The 19,444-nt window shown below is 68.7% G+C and carries 15 protein-coding genes; 12 read left to right on the forward strand and 3 right to left on the reverse strand.

Annotation, left to right across the window (positions count from 1 at the left end; all coding sequences use genetic code 11):
- Nucleotides 1-188: 188 nt before the first annotated feature.
- The 10 genes from ACTVZP_RS14790 to ACTVZP_RS14835 all read left to right on the forward strand — a co-directional run bounded on the left by ACTVZP_RS14790 (nt 189) and on the right by ACTVZP_RS14835 (nt 13,969).
- Nucleotides 189-1,547, forward strand: a complete 1,359-nt coding sequence (locus ACTVZP_RS14790; RefSeq protein WP_443212925.1) for a CmpA/NrtA family ABC transporter substrate-binding protein — start codon at nt 189-191, stop codon at nt 1,545-1,547.
- A gap of 158 nt (nt 1,548-1,705) precedes the next feature.
- Nucleotides 1,706-2,788, forward strand: a complete 1,083-nt coding sequence (locus tag ACTVZP_RS14795; RefSeq protein WP_443212926.1) for an ABC transporter permease — start codon at nt 1,706-1,708, stop codon at nt 2,786-2,788.
- 5 nt (nt 2,789-2,793) lie between these two features.
- Nucleotides 2,794-4,437 (forward strand): ABC transporter ATP-binding protein, encoded by a 1,644-nt coding sequence (locus ACTVZP_RS14800; RefSeq protein WP_443212927.1) that lies wholly within the window; start codon nt 2,794-2,796, stop codon nt 4,435-4,437.
- Nucleotides 4,434-6,866, forward strand: a complete 2,433-nt coding sequence (gene nirB / locus ACTVZP_RS14805; protein ID WP_443212928.1) for a nitrite reductase large subunit NirB — start codon at nt 4,434-4,436, stop codon at nt 6,864-6,866. Before ACTVZP_RS14800 ends, nirB begins: the two co-directional genes overlap by 4 nt.
- On the forward strand, nt 6,863-7,195 hold the full coding sequence (gene nirD / locus ACTVZP_RS14810; RefSeq protein WP_443212930.1) for a nitrite reductase small subunit NirD: 333 nt from the start codon (nt 6,863-6,865) through the stop codon (nt 7,193-7,195). Before nirB ends, nirD begins: the two co-directional genes overlap by 4 nt.
- Nucleotides 7,192-9,813, forward strand: coding sequence for a molybdopterin-dependent oxidoreductase (locus ACTVZP_RS14815; RefSeq protein WP_443212931.1), 2,622 nt, complete (start codon nt 7,192-7,194; stop codon nt 9,811-9,813). The genes nirD and ACTVZP_RS14815 overlap by 4 nt, the downstream gene beginning before the upstream one ends.
- A 9-nt stretch (nt 9,814-9,822) precedes the next feature.
- Nucleotides 9,823-10,689, forward strand: coding sequence for a uroporphyrinogen-III C-methyltransferase (cobA, locus tag ACTVZP_RS14820; RefSeq protein WP_443212932.1), 867 nt, complete (start codon nt 9,823-9,825; stop codon nt 10,687-10,689).
- A 221-nt stretch (nt 10,690-10,910) separates the two neighbouring features.
- A complete protein-coding gene (locus tag ACTVZP_RS14825) occupies nt 10,911-11,147 on the forward strand; it encodes a type II toxin-antitoxin system CcdA family antitoxin (protein ID WP_443212933.1) in 237 nt (78 codons plus the stop codon).
- Nucleotides 11,147-11,446, forward strand: a complete 300-nt coding sequence (locus tag ACTVZP_RS14830; protein ID WP_443212934.1) for a CcdB family protein — start codon at nt 11,147-11,149, stop codon at nt 11,444-11,446. The genes ACTVZP_RS14825 and ACTVZP_RS14830 overlap by 1 nt, the downstream gene beginning before the upstream one ends.
- 177 nt (nt 11,447-11,623) lie before the next feature.
- A complete protein-coding gene (locus tag ACTVZP_RS14835) occupies nt 11,624-13,969 on the forward strand; it encodes a putative bifunctional diguanylate cyclase/phosphodiesterase (protein WP_443212935.1) in 2,346 nt (781 codons plus the stop codon).
- Between the two features lie 106 nt (nt 13,970-14,075).
- On the opposite strand, the gene ACTVZP_RS14840 is transcribed toward ACTVZP_RS14835, so the two are convergent.
- Nucleotides 14,076-15,017, reverse strand: a complete 942-nt coding sequence (locus tag ACTVZP_RS14840; RefSeq protein ID WP_443212936.1) for a cation diffusion facilitator family transporter — start codon at nt 15,015-15,017, stop codon at nt 14,076-14,078.
- 629 nt (nt 15,018-15,646) lie between these two features.
- On the opposite strand from ACTVZP_RS14840, the gene ACTVZP_RS14845 reads away from it, so the two are divergent.
- Nucleotides 15,647-16,045 (forward strand): hypothetical protein, encoded by a 399-nt coding sequence (locus ACTVZP_RS14845; protein ID WP_443212937.1) that lies wholly within the window; start codon nt 15,647-15,649, stop codon nt 16,043-16,045.
- A gap of 136 nt (nt 16,046-16,181) precedes the next feature.
- Entirely contained in the window at nt 16,182-16,376 is a 195-nt protein-coding gene (locus ACTVZP_RS14850; RefSeq protein ID WP_443212938.1) for a hypothetical protein, read from the forward strand.
- 442 nt (nt 16,377-16,818) lie between these two features.
- Here the strand turns inward: ACTVZP_RS14850 and ACTVZP_RS14855 are convergent, their stop codons facing one another.
- Together ACTVZP_RS14855 and ACTVZP_RS14860 are read right to left on the reverse strand one after the other, a co-directional pair.
- Nucleotides 16,819-17,406 (reverse strand): YdeI/OmpD-associated family protein, encoded by a 588-nt coding sequence (locus ACTVZP_RS14855; protein WP_443212939.1) that lies wholly within the window; start codon nt 17,404-17,406, stop codon nt 16,819-16,821.
- A 231-nt stretch (nt 17,407-17,637) separates the two neighbouring features.
- A complete protein-coding gene (locus ACTVZP_RS14860; protein ID WP_443212940.1) occupies nt 17,638-19,434 on the reverse strand; it encodes an IlvD/Edd family dehydratase in 1,797 nt (598 codons plus the stop codon).
- Nucleotides 19,435-19,444: the final 10 nt, after the last annotated feature.

The following is a 19,444-nucleotide window of genomic DNA, read 5'->3' on the forward strand; positions in this document are numbered from 1 at the left end:
ATCCGTTGACGCCACCGGGCGCGCTTCGGCATGGTGACCTTGCCGAGGGACAGCGTGGTCCCGAACCGGCGCCACCCCCGAAGCCGTGGGTAGATGAGCAAAGCCGCTCGACCCGTCGCGAGTCCCTCTCGCGATGCATGGTCAGCGGCTTTTCGACGTTTCCTTCCCTCTTGCCATCAGGTTCCGAAATGCGCCTTATCGCCCTCAGCCTCAGCACGGCCCTCGCCACGCTGCCCGCTTTCGCCGAAACCCCCGACATCGAGAAGGACGAGCTGACGCTCGGCTTCATCAAGCTCACCGACATGGCCCCGCTCGCCATCGCGAAGGAAAAGGGCTTCTTCGAGGAGGAGGGCCTCTACGTCACACTCGAGGCCCAGTCCAACTGGAAGGTCCTGCTTGACCGCGTGATCGCCGGAGAGTTGGACGGCGCGCACATGCTGGCCGGGCAGCCTCTCGCCGCGACCATCGGCTACGGCACGAAGGGCGCGGTCATCACGCCCTTCTCGATGGACCTGAATGGCAACGCGATCACCGTCTCGAACGCGGTCTGGGAGGCGATGAAGGAGAACGTTCCGACCGATGCCGAGGGCAAGCCCGTCCACCCGGTCAGCGCCGCTGCGCTCAAGCCCGTGGTCGAGGAATACGCCGCCGAGGGTCGCGCCTTCAACCTCGGCATGGTCTTCCCGGTCTCGACCCACAATTACGAGCTGCGCTACTGGCTTGCCGCGGGCGGGATCAACCCCGGCTTCTACGCCCCCGACGACGTGTCGGGCCAGATCGACGGCGACGTGCTGATCTCCGTCACGCCCCCGCCGCAGATGCCGGCCACGATGGAGGCGGGCACGATCCTCGGCTACAGCGTGGGCGAGCCGTGGAACCAGGCGGCCGTCGCCAAGGGCATCGGCGTGCCGGTGATCACGGACAACGACATCTGGAAGAACAACCCCGAGAAGGTCTTCGGCCTGACCGCCGCCTTCGCCGAGGAGAACCCCCAGACCGTGCTCGCGCTGACCAAGGCGCTGATCCGTGCCGCGATCTGGCTCGACGAGAACGACAATGCGAACCGCCCGGAGGCGGTCGAGATCCTCTCGCGGCCCGAATATGTCGGCGCCGACCGCGCGGTCATCGCGAACTCGATGACCGGCACCTTCGAATACGAGCCCGGCGACACGCGTCCGGCGCCCGACTTCAACGTGTTCTTCCGCTACAACGCGACCTACCCCTACTACTCCGACGCGGTCTGGTACCTGACCCAGATGCGCCGCTGGGGCCAGATCGCCGAGGCGAAGCCCGACAGCTGGTTCGACGAGACCGCGAGGGCAGTCTACCGGCCCGACCTCTACAAGGCAGCGGCCGAGGCGGTAATTGCCGAGGGCAACGCTACGGCCGGGATGTTCGACTTCGATGCCGACGGCTATCGCGAGCCGACCTCGGACTTCATCGACGGCGTGACCTACGACGGCCACCAGCCCAATGCCTACATCGACAGCCTGACCATCGGCCTCAAGGCCGGCCAGCAGGTCGAAGGCGGCGCGATCACCAACTGACCGCCATCCCCTCCGGCGCACCAAGGCCGGAGGAGCCCCCAGCCCTGCCCCAGGACCAGCCCGAACCGGCGTGCGGCGGCGCGATCCGCCCCCGCCTGCCCGACCGAACCGAAGCCCCGAGCCGCCTGCCACGCGGCCTCTGAAGCCCGGAGAGCCCGATGACCGTCCTCGATCCGATCCCCATGACATCCGCCGACCGCGCCGCCCGCCGGGCCCGCCGCCACGCCCGCATCACCCGCGCCGACGCCTGGTTCCGTGCCCTCGGACTTGCCTGGATGACGCCCATCCTGCGCATCGCCGCCGGGGACGCGCCCCGGTCGCAGGCAGGCGAGCTCTGGCGGCTGGCGGGCGTGCCGCTGCTGGCGATCCTCCTCTTCCTCGCCGCCTGGGGTGCGCTTGCACCCAGGGTGCAGACATCGCTTGGCGCCATTCCCGGCCCGGCAGCGGTCTGGGAGCAGGCGAAGGCCCTTCACGTCGACGCCGTAGCCGAGCGCCAGAAGGAGGCCGACTTCTACCTCAGGCAGGACGAGAAGAACGCGAAGCTCGAGGCCGAGGGCAAGTCCGACAAGGTGAAGCTGCGCGCCTATACCGGCCGGCCCACCTACTATCAGCAGATCCTGACCTCGGTCCAGACGGTCTTCGCGGGCTTCCTGCTCGCCACGCTGGTCGCGGTGCCGCTGGGAATCGTCTCGGGCCTCTCGCCCACCGCCAGCGCCGCCATCAACCCGCTGGTGCAGGTCTTCAAGCCGGTCTCGCCGCTGGCCTGGCTGCCCATCGTGACCATGGTCGTCTCGGCCGTCTACGTCGGCGGCGAAGGCGCGCTGCCCAAGAGCTTCGTGATCTCGGCCATTACCGTCACGCTCTGCTCGCTCTGGCCGACGCTGATCAACACCGCGCTCGGCGTGGCCTCGATCGACCGCGACCTCGTGAACGTCGGCCGGGTGCTGAAGCTCTCGCCCTGGACGAAGATCACCCGGCTCGTTCTGCCCTCGGCGCTGCCGCTGATCTTCACCGGCCTGCGGCTCAGCCTCGGCGTGGGCTGGATGGTGCTGATCGCGGCCGAGATGCTGGCGCAGAACCCCGGCCTCGGCAAGTTCGTCTGGGACGAGTTCCAGAACGGCTCGCAGCAGAGCCTCGCCCGGATCATGGTGGCGGTCTTCACCATCGGCCTGATCGGCTTCGCCCTCGACCGCGTGATGTTCGCGCTCCAGTCCCTCTTCACCTACTCGAACAACCGGTGAGCGGCATGGGCATCCTCGACCTCGATCATGTCTCGGTGAGCTTCGGCGGCAAGCCGGTGCTGCGCAACGTGAACCTTTCGGTGGCGGAAGGCGAGTTCGTCGCGATCCTCGGCTTCTCGGGAACCGGCAAGACGACGCTGATGAACCTGATGGCCGGACTGCAGCGGCCCGACCGCGGACAGGTGACCTTCCGCGGGCAGCCGGTGACGGGACCGGGCCCCGAGCGCGGGCTGGTGTTCCAGTCCTATTCGCTGATGCCCTGGCTGACCGTCGCGGGCAACGTGCGGCTTGCCGTCGATGCCGTTCACCGCGGCCTTCCCCGGTCCGAGCGCGCGGCACTGGTGGCCCGATACGTCGCGATGGTGGGCCTTGGTCACGCCGCCGAGCGTCGTCCGGCGGAACTGTCAGGGGGCATGCGCCAGCGCGTCTCGGTGGCGCGGGCGCTGGCGATGGAGCCCGAAGTCCTGCTGATGGACGAGCCGCTGTCCGCGCTCGACGCGCTGACGCGGGCGAACCTTGCCGCCGAGATCGAGGCAATCTGGGAGGCCCATCGCCGCACCGTCGTCCTTGTGACCAATGACGTGGACGAGGCACTTCTGCTGGCCGACCGCATCCTCGTGCTGAACCCCGACGGGACCATGGGGGCCGAGTTCGCGGTGACGCTCGCCCGGCCGCGCGACCGGGGCGCGATGAATGACGACGCGACCTTCAAGGCGCTGCGCCACGACGTGACGGCCTACCTGATGGACGTGGGCATCGCCGCGAAGTCCGCCGAGACGCGGCAGCTGCCGCAGGTCACGCCGCGCCACGCCATGCCGAAGGCCTATGCCGCGGCGTCGGTTTCGCGCACCGACGACCGCTACCTGCAGTATTCGCAGCTCCACAAGATTTACGGCACGCCGAAGGGGCCACTGACGGTGGTCGAGGACTTCAACCTGACGCTCCGCAAGGGTGAATTCGTCAGCCTGATCGGCCATTCCGGCTGTGGCAAGTCCACCGTGCTCACCATGACCGCCGGCCTGAACGGCATCTCGAAGGGCGCGATCAAGCTCGACGGGATGCATGTCGAGGGCGCCGATCCCGAGCGGGCGGTCGTGTTCCAGTCGCCCTCGCTGTTCCCGTGGCTCACCGCGCGCGAGAACGTGGCGATCGGCGTGGACCGCGTCTATCCCGCAGCCAGCCAGGCCGAGCGGCAGGAGGTGGTGGAATACTACCTCGAGCGCGTGGGCCTCGCCGATGCCATGCACAGGCCCGCGGCCGAGATGTCGAACGGAATGCGCCAGCGCGTCGGCATCGCCCGCGCCTTCGCGCTCTCGCCGAAGCTTCTCCTGCTCGACGAGCCCTTCGGGATGCTCGACAGCCTCACCCGCTGGGAGCTTCAGGAAGTGCTGATGGAGGTCTGGAGCCGGACGCAGGTCACCGCCGTCTGCGTGACGCATGACGTCGACGAGGCGATCCTGCTCGCCGACCGCGTGGTGATGATGACGAACGGCCCGCACGCCACCATCGGCAGGATCACCGAGGTGGACCTGCCCCGCCCCCGCAGCCGCAAGGCGCTGCTCGATCACCCCGACTACTACCGCTACCGCGCCGAGATCCTCTCGTTCCTCGAGGATTACGCGCACGGCCAGAAGAAGGATGCCGCATGATGAAGAGACTGGTCGTCATCGGGGCCGGGATGGCCTCGGGCCGCATGCTGGAACACCTGCTGGGGCAGGATCCGGACTGGCAGGTCACGCTGTTCAACGCAGAGCCGCGTGGCAACTACAACCGCATCATGCTCTCGCCGGTGCTGTCGGGCGAGAAGACCCATGCCGAGATCGTCACTCATGACGAGGACTGGTATGCCGACCGCGGGATCGACTGCCGCTTCGGCGAGCCGGTGGTGAAGATCGACCGCGCCGCCCGCATGGTGCTGACGAACAAGGGCTTCGCGCCCTACGACAAGCTGGTGATCGCCACGGGCTCCGCGCCCTTCATCATCCCGGTTCCGGGGAAGGACCTGCCGGGCGTGGTCAGCTACCGCGACCTCGACGACACGAACGCGATGATCGCTGCGGCGCAGCCGGGAGCGAAGGCCGTAGTGATCGGCGGCGGGCTGCTGGGCCTCGAGGCGGCGGCGGGGCTCGCCCTGCGTGGCATGGAGGTCACCGTCATCCACCTGATGGGCCACCTGATGGAGCGCCAGCTTGACCCCTCGGCGGGCTACCTGCTGCAGAAGGCGCTGGAGGCGCGCGGCATCCGCATCCACTGCAAGGGCGCGACGAAGGCGATCCTCGGCAATGGCCGGGTCGAGGCCGTGCTGCTGGAAGATGGCACGACCTATGGCGCCGACCTCGTCGTGATGGCGGTGGGCATCCGCCCCGAGACGCGGCTCGCGCAGGACGCGGGCCTCGAGATGGGTCGCGGCATCGCCGTGGACGACCGGATGGTGACCTCGGACCCCGACATCCTGGCCGTCGGCGAATGCGTCGAGCACGACGGACAGCTCTTCGGCCTCGTGGCGCCGCTCTACGATCAGGCGAAGGTGGTGGCCGCGACGCTGGCGGGGCGCGAGGCCGCCTTCCGTCCCGTGCAGACCGCCACAAAGCTGAAGGTGACGGGCTGCGACCTCTTCTCGGCCGGCGACTTCGCCGAAGGACCGGGGCGCGAGGACATCGTCTTTCGCGATCCCGGCCGCGGCGTCTACAAGCGGCTGGTGATCGAGGCCGACCAGCTGGTGGGCGCGGTGATGTATGGCGACACCGCCGACGGCGCCTGGTTCTTCGGGCTGATCAAGGACGCAACCGACATCTCGGAGATGCGCGAGACGCTGATCTTTGGCCCGGCCTTTCAAGGGGGCGCCCCCGCGGACCCTATGGCGGCCGTTGCAGCCTTGCCGCCTGAGGCGGAGATCTGCGGCTGCAACGGCGTCTGCAAGGGCCGGATCGTCGAGGCCGTCACGGGGGGCGCCCATACGCTCGATGCGGTGCGGGCCCGGACCAAGGCCAGCGGCTCCTGCGGGACCTGCACAGGCCTCGTCGAGCAGGTGATGGCGCTGACTCTGGGCGACAGCTTCGTGAAACCCGCGGCGCAGCCGATGTGCAGGTGCACCGACCTGACGCACGAGGACGTGCGCCGCCTGATCAGGGCCGATGGGCTGAAGTCGATCCCCGCCGTGATGCAGGAGCTCGGCTGGACCTCGGCCGGGGGCTGCGCCTCGTGCCGGCCGGCGCTGAACTACTACCTGCTGGCCGACTGGCCGCTGGAGTATCAGGACGACCGCCAGTCGCGCTTCGTGAATGAACGGAACCACGCCAACATCCAGAAGGACGGCACCTATTCCGTCGTGCCCCGGATGTGGGGCGGCGTCACCACGCCCGCCGAACTGCGCGCCATTGCCGATGCCGCCGACAGGTACAACGTGCCGATGGTCAAGGTGACCGGCGGGCAGCGCATCGACCTGCTGGGCGTGCGGAAAGAGGACCTGCCCGCCATGTGGGCCGACCTGAACGCGGCCGGCATGGTCTCGGGGCACGCCTATTCGAAGGGGCTCAGGACAGTGAAGACCTGTGTCGGCTCCGAGTTCTGCCGCTTCGGCACGCAGGATTCGACGGGCCTCGGGATCAGGCTGGAGAAGCTGCTCTGGGGATCGTGGACGCCGGCCAAGGTCAAGCTTGGCGTCTCGGGCTGCCCGAGGAACTGCGCCGAGGCCACCTGCAAGGACATCGGCGTGGTCTGCGTCGACTCGGGCTACGAGATCAGCGTCGCGGGCGCGGCCGGCATGGAGGTCAAGCAGACCGAGCTTCTCTGCAAGGTCGCGACCGAGGAGGAGGCGATGGAGGTCATCGCAGCCTTCACCCAGCTCTACCGCGAGAACGCCCGCTACCTGCACCGGATCTACAAATGGGTCGCGAAGGTCGGCCTCGACTGGTGCCGCGAGCAGATCGCCGACCCGCAGACGCGCGCCGCGCTCTGCGAGCGGTTCGCGATCAGCCAGTCGGTCTACCAGAAGGACCCCTGGGCCGAACACGCCGCCCCCGATGAGCGCGGGAAGTGGCACCCCCTCGCCGATCTGACGCTGGAGGCCGCGGAATGAGCATGATCGACATCGGCGCGCTGGACGAGATCCCGGCGCAGGGCGCCCGCGTGGTGAAGACGGCGCATGGCTGCCTCGCAGTCTTCCGCACCGCCGACGACCGCGTCTTCGCTCTGGACGACCGCTGCCCGCACAAAGGCGGCCCGCTCTCGGAGGGGATCGTGCACGGCACCTCCGTCACCTGCCCGCTGCACGGCTGGGTCTTCTCGCTGGAAACCGGCCTCGCACAGGGCGCGGACGAGGGCCATGTGCGCACCTTCGCCACCACCGTCGAGGGCGGACGCATCCTGATCGACGCGGGCCTGCTGGCGCGGAGGTCGGCGGCATGACCGGCCCCGTCCGCACCACCTGCCCCTATTGCGGGGTCGGCTGCGGCGTGATCGCCACGCCGGACGGCGCGGGCGGGATCGCCATCTCGGGCGACCCGGATCATCCGGCCAACCGGGGGCGGCTCTGCTCCAAGGGCTCGGCGCTGGCCGAGACCCTGGTGCCCGACGGGCGGCTTCTCGCTCCCCGCATCGCCGGGCGCGAAGTGGGCTGGGACGAGGCGCTGGACCTCGTCGCAGCCCGCTTCGGCGCAGCCATCGCCGAGCACGGGCCGGACTCGGTCGCCTTCTACGTCTCGGGCCAACTCCTGACCGAGGACTACTATGTCGCCAACAAGCTGATGAAGGGCTTCATCGGCTCGGCCAATATCGACACCAACTCGCGGCTCTGCATGGCCTCCTCGGTGGCGGGCCATCGCCGCGCCTTCGGGTCGGACACGGTGCCCGGACAGTACGAGGATCTGGAACTGGCCGACGTGGTGGTGCTGGTCGGCTCGAACCTCGCCTGGTGCCATCCGGTGCTCTACCAGCGGCTCGCCGCGGCCCGAGCATCGCGCCCCGCCATGCGCGTGGTCGTGGTCGACCCGCGCCGCACCGCGACCTGCGATCTGGCGGACCTGCATCTTCCCATCGCCTCCGGCGGCGACGGCGCGCTCTTCAATCTTCTGCTGGCGGCGCTCGCGGATCGCGGCGCGCTGGACCAAGGGTTCATAGCCCATGTCGCGGGCCTCGATGCGGCACTGGCCGCCGCCCGGGCCACCGATCCCGCCGCGACCGGGCTTTCCCCGGACGAGATCGCGCGCTTCCTCGACCTCTGGATCGGCGCCGAGCGGGTCGTCACCGTCTACAGCCAGGGGATCAACCAGTCTTCCTCAGGCACCGACAAGGTGAACGCGATCCTGAACTGCCATCTCGCCACCGGGCGGATCGGGCGGCCGGGGATGGGACCGTTCTCGGTGACCGGCCAGCCGAACGCCATGGGAGGGCGCGAGGTCGGCGGTCTCGCCAACATGCTCGCCTGCCATCTGGATCTGGAGAACCCCGCCCACCGCGAGGCCGTGCAGGGCTTCTGGCGAAGCCCCGCCCTGCCAGAGCGCCCCGGCCTGAAGGCCGTGGACATGTTCCGCGCCGTCGAGGAGGGGCGGATCAAGGCACTCTGGATCATCTGCACCAATCCGGCCGTCTCGATGCCCGAGGCCGACCGCGTCGCCCGCGCCATCTCCGGCTGCGACTTCGTCGTGGTGTCGGACATCATGGCGCAGACCGACACGACGCGCCTCGCACACGTCCTGCTGCCCGCCACCGGCTGGGGCGAGCGGAACGGCACCGTCACCAATTCCGAGCGGATGATTTCCAGGCAGCGCCCGTTCCTTCCTGCGCCGGGAGAAGCGCGGGACGACTGGCGCATCCTCGCCAGCGTCGCGCGCCGCATGGGCTGGGACGAGGCCTTCGACTGGCAAAGCGCGGCCGAGGTCTTTGCCGAATACGCCGCCTTGTCGGGGATCGCGGGCAGCCTTGGCAGCGACTTCGACATTTCGGGGCTGAGCGGACCCTATGACGCAATGGAGCCCGTCCTCTGGCCGCAGTCCGCAGCCCGGCGCGGAGGACGCTTCTTCGGCGACGGCCGCTTCCACACGCCCGACGGCCGGGCCCGCATGATCGCCGTGACACCGCGCGCGCCACAGCCGCTGTCAGAAGAGCACCCCCTCCGCCTCAACACCGGCCGCGTGCGCGACCACTGGCACACGATGACGCGCACCGGCCTCTCGCCGCGGCTGTCGCAGCACCGGGGCGAGCCCTACCTCGAGATCCATCCCGCCGATGCGGCCCGTCTGGGTCTTGCCCCGGCCAGCCTCGCCGAAATCACGAGCGTCACGGGCCGCGCCGTCCTCCGCGTGCTCGTGAGCGACCGCGTGCTGCCCGGCCATCCCTTCGCGCCGATGCACTGGACGGGCGAGACGGCGCCGACCGGCCGGATCGACGCGCTCGTGCCTGCCCTTGCCGATCCCGTGTCGGGCCAGCCCGAAAGCAAGGCGGCGGCCATTGCCGTGGCCCCCTTCCCGGCGGTCTGGCATGGGTTCGCCGCCTCGGCCGATGCCCTCGATCCCTCCGCCTGCGCCTACAGCGCCCTGTCGCGCAGCGCTACCGGCTGGCGAGCAGAGCTGGCGGGTGTCCATCTGCCATCCGACTGGGAAAGCTTCGCCCGCAGGCTCTTCGGCCTGCCAAGGGCCGCGCTGAGCCAGGTTGTGGATCCTGCTCGCGGCATTGCGCGGCTCGCCTTCTCGGAGAACGGCCGCCTGCGCGGCGCGCTCTTCGTCTCGCGCGAGCCGGTGGCGCTGTCGCGCGGGCATGTCGCCGCGGCGGTGGGTGCCGAGGCTGGCGGCGACCTGCTCGCCGGACGTCCCGGCGCGGGACGTCCGGATCCGGGTCCGATCCTCTGCGCCTGCTTCGACGTGGGCGCGAACCAGATCCTCGCGGCCGTCGCGGGTGGTGTGCCGATGACCGTCGAGGCCGTGGGCAAGGCTCTCCGCGCCGGCACCAATTGCGGCTCCTGCCGCCCCGAAATCCGCAGCCTGCTGGCGCGAACGGCCCGCACCCTCCAGCCCATCGCCGCCGAATAGGAGAGACCGATGTCCCAAGCCCTCGCCGCCCGCTGGCCGATCCTCGCGGCTTTCCTCGCCCTCTCGGATCGCCTGCGGCCCGAGACCGTGCTGCCTCGCCGTCGGGCAAGAGGGGCCGCCCGTGCCCGGCACGGCTCGATCGCCCTCGTCGGAGCCGGTCCGGGGGCCGCCGACCTGCTGACGCTGCGCGCCATAGAGCGCATCCGGGCGGCCGATGCCATTTTCTACGACAGGCTGATCGACCCCGCCGTGCTGCGCTTCGCGCGGCCGGGTGCCCGCCTCGTCCACGTGGGCAAGGCGGTTGGTGGAAACCTCTGGCCGCAGGAACGCATCAACGCCGAGATCGTGGCCTCGGCGCTCGCGGGCGAGCGCGTGGTTCGCCTGAAATCCGGTGATCCGGGCATCTTCGGGCGCGCGGGCGAGGAGATCGCCGCGGCCGATGCCCATGGCATCCCGGTCGAGATCGTCCCCGGCCTAACCGCAGCCTCGGCCGCCTGCGCCAGCCTCGGCCGCTCGCTGACCGAACGCGGCGCGATCGACCGGCTCACGCTCGCCACCGCAACCTGCCGACCCGGAGACCCTGCCCCGGATTTCTCGGCCATGCTGGCACCAGGCACCACTCTGGCGCTCTACATGGCAATGCATGTGCTGCCCGAGGTGCAGGCCGGACTGCTGGCGGCCGGCGCCACGCCGGAGACACCTGTGGACATCGTCAGCAACGCCAGCCGCGCGGATGAACGCCGCCTCTCGACCACTGTGGGAGGACTCGCAAGGGATGCGCGTGCCGCCGGCATCGGCAACCCCGCCATCCTCCTCGTGCGGCGCGCCAAGCCGGCCGAGACCGTATCGGTTTCCGCCGACTGCATGACTGCCTGATTGCACCGCCGTACCGGCCGCAATCTCCCCTTACGGGCTGCCCGCCGCGGTGCGGCCGGCGCACCATTCCTTCAGATGCGCGCGGCCTTGTCCCGGAGCCGCGAGGAACAGGGCCTGGAAGAAGGCGCCGAACCGGCGGAAAGAGGGTGACAGGGAATGCGCTCTGGACAGCGCATGATTCATGCGCATACTGGATACACCCGTTCTTGGAGGTTCCGCACATGAATGCTCGTCCGGCAGCCCGCAAGCCGACCAATGTCTCCCTCAGCTCCAGCCTGATCGAGGAGGCCAAGGCCTATGACGTGAACCTGAGCCGGGCCGCGGAAGAGGGGGTGCGCGCCGCTGTCCGCACTGCCAAGGCGGACGCATGGAGGCGCGAGAATGCCGAGGCGCTGAAAAGCTCGAACTCCTGGGTCGAGCAGAACGGCCTGCCGCTCGAGGCCTTCCGGACCTTCTGATGGCCCAGCACGATCTTTACCCGGCTCCCTCAGGTTCGGGATACCTGCTCGACGTGCAGTCGGACCTTCTGGACGGGCTGAACACGCGCATTGCCGTGCCCCTGCTGCCGGAGGCTGCCGCGCCGCGCCCGGCGCGCATCCTCAACCCGGTCTTCGAGATCGCGGGCGAACGCCACGTGTTGGCGACGCAATACCTGGCCGCGGTCCCGGCAGGGCTGTTGCGCCAGCCGGTCGGCAGCCTCGCGCCACACGGGCACGAGGTGACACGGGCGCTCGACATGCTTTTTCAGGGGTTCTGAAGAAGAGGAGGGGAAGAGGGCGAGAGGGCCCCTCAAGCGGACCTCGGCCTTGCAGGCGGGAAGCGATCCACGTCCCGAAAGGCGAAACACCGAGAGGTTAAGATTGCGCAACCGTATCGGTGCAATAGGATGGGCACTCAACCCAAAGTCGTCGCCACCCGCCCTCCGGTAGCCCTGATGAAGCTGATGCCAACCCTCTCGCGGAGAGCGCCCGAAGTGGTCGCGCTGTCATACGCGGTGGTCAGCGCCCTCTGGATCCTGTTCAGCGACCGGGCGGTATCGCTTCTCGCCGAGAACTCGGCGGTCTACCACTCAGTTCAGACTTACAAGGGCCTGGGCTTCATCACGGCATCGTCGCTCGTGCTCTATGTCTCGCTCCGCGGGGCATGGACGCAACTGCAAGCCTCCTATGCGCGCACCGCCGAGACCGAGCGCCGCCTTGCCGACGTGATCCGGGGAGGCGAAGTGGGCACCTGGCAGCTGGACCTCGACCGCGAGATCATCCTGATCAACGACCGTTGGGCCGAAATCCTCGGCTACCCCAGGTTCGAGATCGAGCCCGTGACCGTCGCCTTCTGGAACAGGATCGTCCACCCTGACGACCTGGCGATGATGCAGGCCAAGCACGCCGAGCATTTTGCTGCGGGCAACTACCAGTTCGCAAACGAGATCCGGCTGCGGCACAAGCAGGGACACTGGGTCTGGATCATGTCCCGCGGACGCGTCACCGGCTTCTCGGCAAGCGGCGAGCCGGTCCTGATGTCGGGCGTGCATCTCGACATCTCGCGCCGGAAGCAGCTGGAGAGCGAGTTGCAGGTCGAGCGGAACCTGCTGCGTCAGGTGATGGAGACGAGCGTTTCAGCCGTCACGGCCTTCGACGCGAAGGGCCGCATCATCTTCGCCAACCGCGAGGCCGAGGCGGTCCTCGGCGTGCCGGCCGACCAGCTCGTGGGGCGCATCTACAACGAGGCCGCCTGGGGCCTGCGCGGCGAGGATGGTCGCGAGATGCCGGACAGGGAGACACCGTACCAGCGCGCCATTGCGGCCCGCGAGGTGCTGCGCGACCTGCGCGTGACCTTCCGCCATCCCGAGAAGGGGCTGCGCGCGCTCTCGGTCAATGTCGCGCCCGTCGAGCGTGCCGACAGCCCGGTGCGGCTGGTCTCGACCTTCACCGACGTGACCGAGCAGATCGAGGCGCAGCGGGCCCTGGCGACGGTGGCCGAAGAGGCGCAGTACCGCGCGCTGCACGACCCGATGACGGGCCTGCCGAACCGGGTGCTGTTCCACGAGAGCCTGAACGCCGCCGTTGCAAGGGGCAAGCGGCTGGCGCTCGTGTTCATCGACCTCGACAATTTCAAGCAGATCAACGACCGGTTCGGCCACTTCGTCGGAGACAGCGTGATCCTCGACGTCGGGCGCAAGCTCGTGGCCGCCGCTCCGGACGACAACACCATCGCGCGGATCGGGGGTGACGAGTTCACCGTGCTGATCCCGCTCGGAGGGGACGAGCGACTGGGCGAGGTGCTGGACGCGCTCGTGCACGAGATCGAGCGACCGGTGACGGTGGACGGCAACACCTTCTACCTGACCGCCAGCTTTGGCGTCAGCCTGTTCCCGGACGACGCCCCGGATGCCGACGAGATGGTGCGCAATGCCGATCTCGCCATGTATGCCGCCAAGACCAAGGGGCGGAACCAATGCGTGCGCTTCGACTCCTCGCTGCGCGAGCAGACCCTGCAGCACGGCATCGTGAGCCAGGGGCTGCAGCATGCGATCCGCGAGGGGCGGATGGAGCTGTTCCTGCAGCCGAAGGTGACGCTGGAGGGCGGTTGCCGGATCGTCGCGGCCGAGGCGCTGCTCCGCTGGACGGATCCCCAACTCGGCGCCGTGAGCCCTGCGCGCTTCATCCCCATCGCTGAAAGCTGCGGGCTGATCCGGACGCTCGATCAGCACGTGATCGACCTGCTCTGCGGCGTGCTCGTGCGCTGGCGGACGGGAGGTCCGACGGTGCCGGTCTTCGTCAACGTCTCGGCCGAAAGCCTCGCGTCCGAGGGCTTCGCCGCGGGCTTCCTCGGCAAGCTCGGCCGATTGCCGGTTCAGCCCGGGCTCGTGGGCATCGAGATCACCGAGGGTTCGCTGCTCGAGACGAGCCAGGTGACGCGCGCCAATCTCGATGCGCTGGCGCAGGCGGGCGTGACGCTGTCGGTGGACGACTTCGGCACCGGCTATTCCTCGCTCGGCTACCTCCACGGGCTGCCGCTGAGCGAGCTGAAGATCGACCGCGGCTTCGTGGCCGAGATCGGCACCGGGCGCGACGGGTCGGAAGCAATCGTGAAGGCGGTGCTGGCCATGGCCCGCGCACTGGGGCTGAAGACGGTGGCCGAGGGCGTCGAAACCGAATTCCAGCGCGACTGGCTGATCCGCGAAGGCTGCAACCAGGCACAGGGCTACCTGTTCGGAAAGCCCGTCCCGGTGCCCGAGTTCGAGCGCATGCTGTCCCACGACCGCCGCGCGACCTCGTGAAGGTCCGCGCAGGCTGCCACCCGTCCTCCCACGGGGGCTCCGGATCTGAGGCCCACACGACGAGCCGGCCCTTCGCCTCGTTTCGAAGCACCGGGAAGTGCGCTTGTCAGCGGGATGACGCGTCTGCGTCGGTCGGCTGGTGGCCGTAGAGCGTGCCGGCGCAGCCGCTCTGGCCCGGATGCTCGAACTCCAGTGTCGAATGCGAGATGCCGAAGCCCTGCTCGAGGCGCTCCTTGATGGCAGCCTTGATCTCCTCCAGCCGCGACCAGCCCTCGGCCTCGAGCACGATGTGGCAGTCGAGCGCGGCCTCGTGCTCCTGCATCTGCCACAGATGGACATGATGGAGATCCCTCACGCCCTCGACCTCGCGCACGGCCTCGAGCACGGCGGCGTGATCCATTTCCGGCGGGCTGCCGAGCATCAGGGCTCGGATCGGTCCGCCGATCTCGGAAACGGCCAGCCAGAGGATGTATCCGGCGATGCCGAGAGTGATCGCGGGATCCACCCAGCGGATGTCGAAGAGAATGATGAGCGTGCCGCCGATGATCACCGCAACCGAAGACAGCGCGTCCGAAAGGTTGTGCAGAAAGAGCGCGCGAATGTTCACGCTGTCCTTCTGCATCGACCAGGTCAGCGCGGCCGTCAACGTGTCGACCGCCAGCGCCACCGCCCCGAGGATCACCACCGTCCAGCCCTTCACCTCGGGCGGATCGACGAGACGGAGTGTGCCCTCGTAGATCAGGTAGACCCCCACGAGGATCAGTGTCGTGTAGTTGACGAGCGCAGCCACGATCTCGATCCGGCCATAGCCGAAGGTCATGCGGGCGTCCGCCGGCCGGCGGGCGATGCGGCGGGCCGCGAAGGCGATCACCAGCGAGGCCATGTCCGAGAAGTTGTGCAGGGCGTCGGCGATGAGGGCGAGGCTGCCGGCGAAGATCCCGCCCACGACCTGCGCCACGGTCAGGAGCGCATTGGCGGCGATGGCGGCAGAAACGCGGCGATCGCCGGATTTCGGATCCATCGCGGCATGGCCGTGATCGTGCGGCATTGGCGGCCCCCTTTCAATCGGTTGCTGTGACGAGGCGCAGGGCGGTTCGGGCCGGCTGCGACTACGGGAAGCCACCCGGTCGCCGGAAGTTCCTTGACGCCCGGCATCGCGACGGATCGATGGCGGACAGGGCGGCCGCTGGATGTCACGCCCCGGGCAACGGAGTGCCGCCGATCGGCAAGACGGTCGGCACGACCCGGTTCTGCCGCCGCCCGATCCGCACCACGCTTCTGCGGCGATGGAACGTCCAGAGCCCCGGCGAGGCGCGGGGGAAACGACCCGCGCAGCCTGCGTCTCGCCGTGGATCCCACGGCCATCCCGGATGGTCGCAGGTCGCGTGCGGCCGCCAAGTCTCGACGGAATGCCTGCAATGCAGCCGCAGGAGTGTCGGAGCCGCCGATGACGCACGGAGCCCGTGGCGGGCTTTTTCTTTCTTCGCGTCCAATGGCTTGCACGGCGGCAGGTTCCTCTGGCGCGAGCAAAGGATACCTTGATGTGGATCATATGCTCGGCGGGCCGGATCTGTAAGATGAGGGCCTGTTCGTCGGCTCCTGCCTGCCCGTCGCTGCAAGACCATTGCGGGATGATCCGGAGCCATCGCCGACCACCCTCCACCCGGAGGCACCGCCATGCCCATCCATTTGCTGTCCGTACCCTCCGCCTGCCTCGTCGCTGTCGCGCTGCTCGTCGTCGGACTGCGGCGGAGGGGCTTCATCTCGACCCTGCCGGACGGGCATCCACTCCGCGCCTATCACGACGCGATGCGCAACGAGGATCGCCGCAATGGCCGGCGGCTGATCCTGATCCTTCTGGCCTATCTGGCCTTCGTTCTCGGCCTCGCGGCCGCCGGCCTGAGCAGGACGCCCACCGGGGCCGAGCATGTCACGCTGCTTCTCGCGCTGGTCTTCAGCGGTGGGCTTGCGCTGCTCGCCATCCGCTGCGGCGCGAACCAGAGCAGCCGCGGCATGATGCTGCTGCCGCCGGTGATGCTGGTGGCCTTCGGCTTGGCCTATCCCTTGCTGGCTTGACCGAAGCGCCCGCGGCCCCCTGCAGGCGGGTTGGCGCTGACAACATGCCGCACTGGCACTTTCAGGAATGAGCATAAATCCAAGGTAGTCGGCTCTCGCAGGGCCGGCGCGTCACGCATTGAAAGCGGGGATCATCATGGCCTGGACCTTCCACCAGTTCGACGACGACGTGACCGAGGTCGTCACGCTCGGTCCCACCCGGATGGCCGATGGCTGCCGCCTGCGCGAGGTCACGATCAAGGGCGGCAACACCTTCCTGATCGACGCCGACCTGATCTTCGGATCCCGCGAAGAGGCCGAGGCCTCGCGCGTTGATCTTGGCGCCTGCTGACGGAGCGGCGCTACAAGGGTACGACCGGATATCGGGTGTCAGGTTCGCGGGATGCGGCGGGCGTACGGAAAAAAGCGGGGCCCCATGAGGGGCCCCGGCTCGATCCACTGGGAGGAGGCGCGGCTCGAGCGGACTGCCGGATGCCGTGGAGGGTGCGGCCTGCCGGTCAGGGCGGGCACCGGCCACGGGAGCGCGCGGCCATTGCCCTGTCTCTTGCCCGTGCGGCCTGCCGGGTTCCCCGTTCCGGCGGCCCTGCAACGGCCATGACCCCTTTTGCCACAGGATTCGGCCGGATTATTTGATTCATATCAACTGAACCTTTTTTCGTCGCGCCTCACCGCGGCAGGCGGCGCAAGGGAGTGACCCCGGGAGTCGCATCCAGGGGCCGTCACCCACAGTTGACGCTTGGCCTTCTGCCGCCAGAGCGCGGCCCGTTGCCCGCCTAGCGGTCGTTCATCCCCTTGCCCTCGAGGATGCGCGGCACGGCTTTCTCAATACGTGCGGCGCGGGTGGTCGATCGTTTGGCCTGCCCGAAGTGGAGGATCCAGCCACGGCGGCGACCGGGTGTCAGGCCGTCGAAGGCCGCGCGAAACGCGGCGTCGGCGGAGAGGCGTTCCTCCAGTTCGCGCGGCATGTCGAGATCGTCCTTTGGAAAGTCGACCTTCAGGCCCGCGCGCTCTACCCTGATCGCCTCATTGATGAGTGCGCGTAGGGTCGGCCGCAGCCTCTCGATCTGCGCGACCTCCGTGAAGTTCACCACGCGCGACGAGCGCGAATTGTCGCCCGGCGGTTCGAGGACACCATCCGGATCGCGCAGCAGAACGCCTTTGAAGAAACCCAGCGTCGCCCGATCCTTGAACCCCCAGACGATGGCGACGTTACAGCCCTCGAAGGTGTAGACGGGAGAGGACCACTTGAAGTCCTCCACGAGCGGGCTGGCGAGAAGCAGGCCTCGCAGCGCCAGCAGTTCGCCCCGCCATGAGACGAGCCCGTCGAAGAAGGCCTGGACCTTGGCATGACTGTCCGGCACGTGGAATCCCTCGCGCAGATCCGCGGATCCTGCCCACAGCAGCTTTCGATGTCCAGCCGGCTCATGGGCGGAGCAGGTTTCCGCGCAGGCGCCGTCGCCCGGTTCGGGCCGTTCCGCACCGCACCCCTTCGGGCATGGCCCGATCCCGGTCGGCGCAGCCGACTTCCGGACGCAGCGCCTTGCCGGATGATGCCGGGCGCGCGGGCTTGTCCATATTCGCGCACGCGCAGGCTAATGGGAGTGACGCGGAGTCCGCGTGTTTCCTATGTCGCGATAGCTGTCGGCGTTCTCGAGGATCATGCCCTCGGCGAAGGAGCGGACACGCGCGCGGAAGATCTCCTGCCACGGCGTCTGGCTCTCGGGGATCCGATAGCCGCCCGCTTCCTCGAGCGCGGCCTGCCGGGCGGCGATCTCGTCCTCGGGCAGGAGCAGGTCGACCCGTCGCTTCCGCAGGTCCACCCGCAGCCGGTCGCCATCCCGCAGGATCGCCAGATTGCCGCCGTCCGCCGCCTCCGGGGCGGCATTGAGGATCGAGGCCGAGGCCGATGTTCCGGATTGCCGCCCGTCGCCGATGCAGGGCAGCGCATGGATGCCCGTCTTGATCAGATAGGCGGGAGGGCGCATGTTCACGACCTCGGCGCCGCCGGGGTATCCCCTGGGCCCGGCGCCGCGCATCACGAGGATGCAGTCGGGCGTCACCTCCAGCGCCGGATCGTCGATCCGGGCGTGGAAGTCCTCGGGTCCGTCAAAGACGCGGACCGGCCCTTCGAAGGCTTCCGGATCGTCGGGATCCGAGAGATACCGGGCGCGGAATTCGGGACCGATGACCGAGGTCTTCATCAGCGCCGTGTCGAAGAGGTTGCCCTTCATGTTCAGGAACCCCGCTTCGGGCGTCAGCGCGGCCTCGACCGTCCGGATGACGTCCGGATTGTCGATCTCGGCTGCCTCGTAGAGTTCGGCCATTGTCAAACCAGTGACAGTCACCGCTTCCGGATGTGGCAGAATCCCTGCACGGAGCATCTCGCCGATCACGGCGGGCAAGCCGCCGGCAAGGTGGAAGTCCTCGCTGAGATAGGCGCCGGCGGGCTGGACATTTGCCAGTAGCGGCACGCCGTAGCCGAAGCTCTCCCAGTCGGCATTGCCGAGCTCGATCCCCAGATGCCGCGCGATGGCGTTGAGGTGGATGGGCGCGTTCGTCGAACCGCCGATCGCGGAATTGACCGCGATGGCGTTCTCGAAGGCCGCCCGGGTCATGATAGTGGAGGGGCGAAGATCCTCGTGCACCAGGTCCACGATGCGCAAGCCGGTGCGATAGGCCATCTGTGCCCGCTCGCGGTAGGGCGCGGGGATGGAGGCCGAGCCGGGAAGCTGCATCCCCAGCGCCTCGGCCAGGCTGTTCATGGTCGAGGCAGTCCCCATCGTGTTGCAATAGCCCACCGAGGGCGCCGAGGCCGCCGCCATTTCGAGGAACCCTTCGCCGTCGATCTTGCCCGCAGCATGCAGCTGGCGGGCCTCCCAGATCACCGCGCCCGAACCCGCGCGCTTGCCCTTGTGCCAGCCGTTCAGCATCGGGCCCACCGAGAAGGCGATGGCCGGAATGTTCACCGTCGATGCCGCCATCAGCAGTGCGGGCGTGGTCTTGTCGCAGCCGATGGTCAGCACGACGCCGTCGATCGGATAGCCGTGCAGCGCCTCGACCAGACCCAGGTAGGCCAGGTTGCGATCGAGCATGGCAGTCGGACGCTTGCCGGTCTCCTGGATCGGGTGAACGGGAATTTCCATCGCGATGCCGCCGGCCTCGCGGATGCCCTCGCGGATGCGCTTCGCCAGTTCGATGTGGTGGCGGTTGCAGGGCGAGAGGTCCGAGCCGGTCTGGGCGATGCCGATGATCGGCTTGCCCGAGCGCAGCTCGCCCATCGTCAGCCCGTAGTTCAGGTAGCGCTCGAGGTAGAGCGCGGTCATCTCGGGATCGCCCAGGTCGTTGAACCAGCTTTCGGAGCGGAGCCTGCGGCGGGGCGTATCGGTCACGATTCTCGTC

The sequence above is a fragment of the Rhodobacter sp. NSM genome, assembly GCF_052244495.1.
Lineage (GTDB): Bacteria > Pseudomonadota > Alphaproteobacteria > Rhodobacterales > Rhodobacteraceae > Cereibacter_A.

Coding starts and splice junctions, on each gene's coding strand:
- ACTVZP_RS14790 (WP_443212925.1), top strand. CDS start 189: ATGCGCCTTATCGCCCTCAGCCTCAGCACGGCCCTCGCCACGCTGCCC.
- ACTVZP_RS14795 (WP_443212926.1), top strand. CDS start 1,706: ATGACCGTCCTCGATCCGATCCCCATGACATCCGCCGACCGCGCCGCC.
- ACTVZP_RS14800 (WP_443212927.1), top strand. CDS start 2,794: ATGGGCATCCTCGACCTCGATCATGTCTCGGTGAGCTTCGGCGGCAAG.
- nirB (WP_443212928.1), top strand. CDS start 4,434: ATGATGAAGAGACTGGTCGTCATCGGGGCCGGGATGGCCTCGGGCCGC.
- nirD (WP_443212930.1), top strand. CDS start 6,863: ATGAGCATGATCGACATCGGCGCGCTGGACGAGATCCCGGCGCAGGGC.
- ACTVZP_RS14815 (WP_443212931.1), top strand. CDS start 7,192: ATGACCGGCCCCGTCCGCACCACCTGCCCCTATTGCGGGGTCGGCTGC.
- cobA (WP_443212932.1), top strand. CDS start 9,823: ATGTCCCAAGCCCTCGCCGCCCGCTGGCCGATCCTCGCGGCTTTCCTC.
- ACTVZP_RS14825 (WP_443212933.1), top strand. CDS start 10,911: ATGAATGCTCGTCCGGCAGCCCGCAAGCCGACCAATGTCTCCCTCAGC.
- ACTVZP_RS14830 (WP_443212934.1), top strand. CDS start 11,147: ATGGCCCAGCACGATCTTTACCCGGCTCCCTCAGGTTCGGGATACCTG.
- ACTVZP_RS14835 (WP_443212935.1), top strand. CDS start 11,624: ATGAAGCTGATGCCAACCCTCTCGCGGAGAGCGCCCGAAGTGGTCGCG.
- ACTVZP_RS14840 (WP_443212936.1), bottom strand. CDS start 15,017: ATGCCGCACGATCACGGCCATGCCGCGATGGATCCGAAATCCGGCGAT.
- ACTVZP_RS14845 (WP_443212937.1), top strand. CDS start 15,647: ATGCCCATCCATTTGCTGTCCGTACCCTCCGCCTGCCTCGTCGCTGTC.
- ACTVZP_RS14850 (WP_443212938.1), top strand. CDS start 16,182: ATGGCCTGGACCTTCCACCAGTTCGACGACGACGTGACCGAGGTCGTC.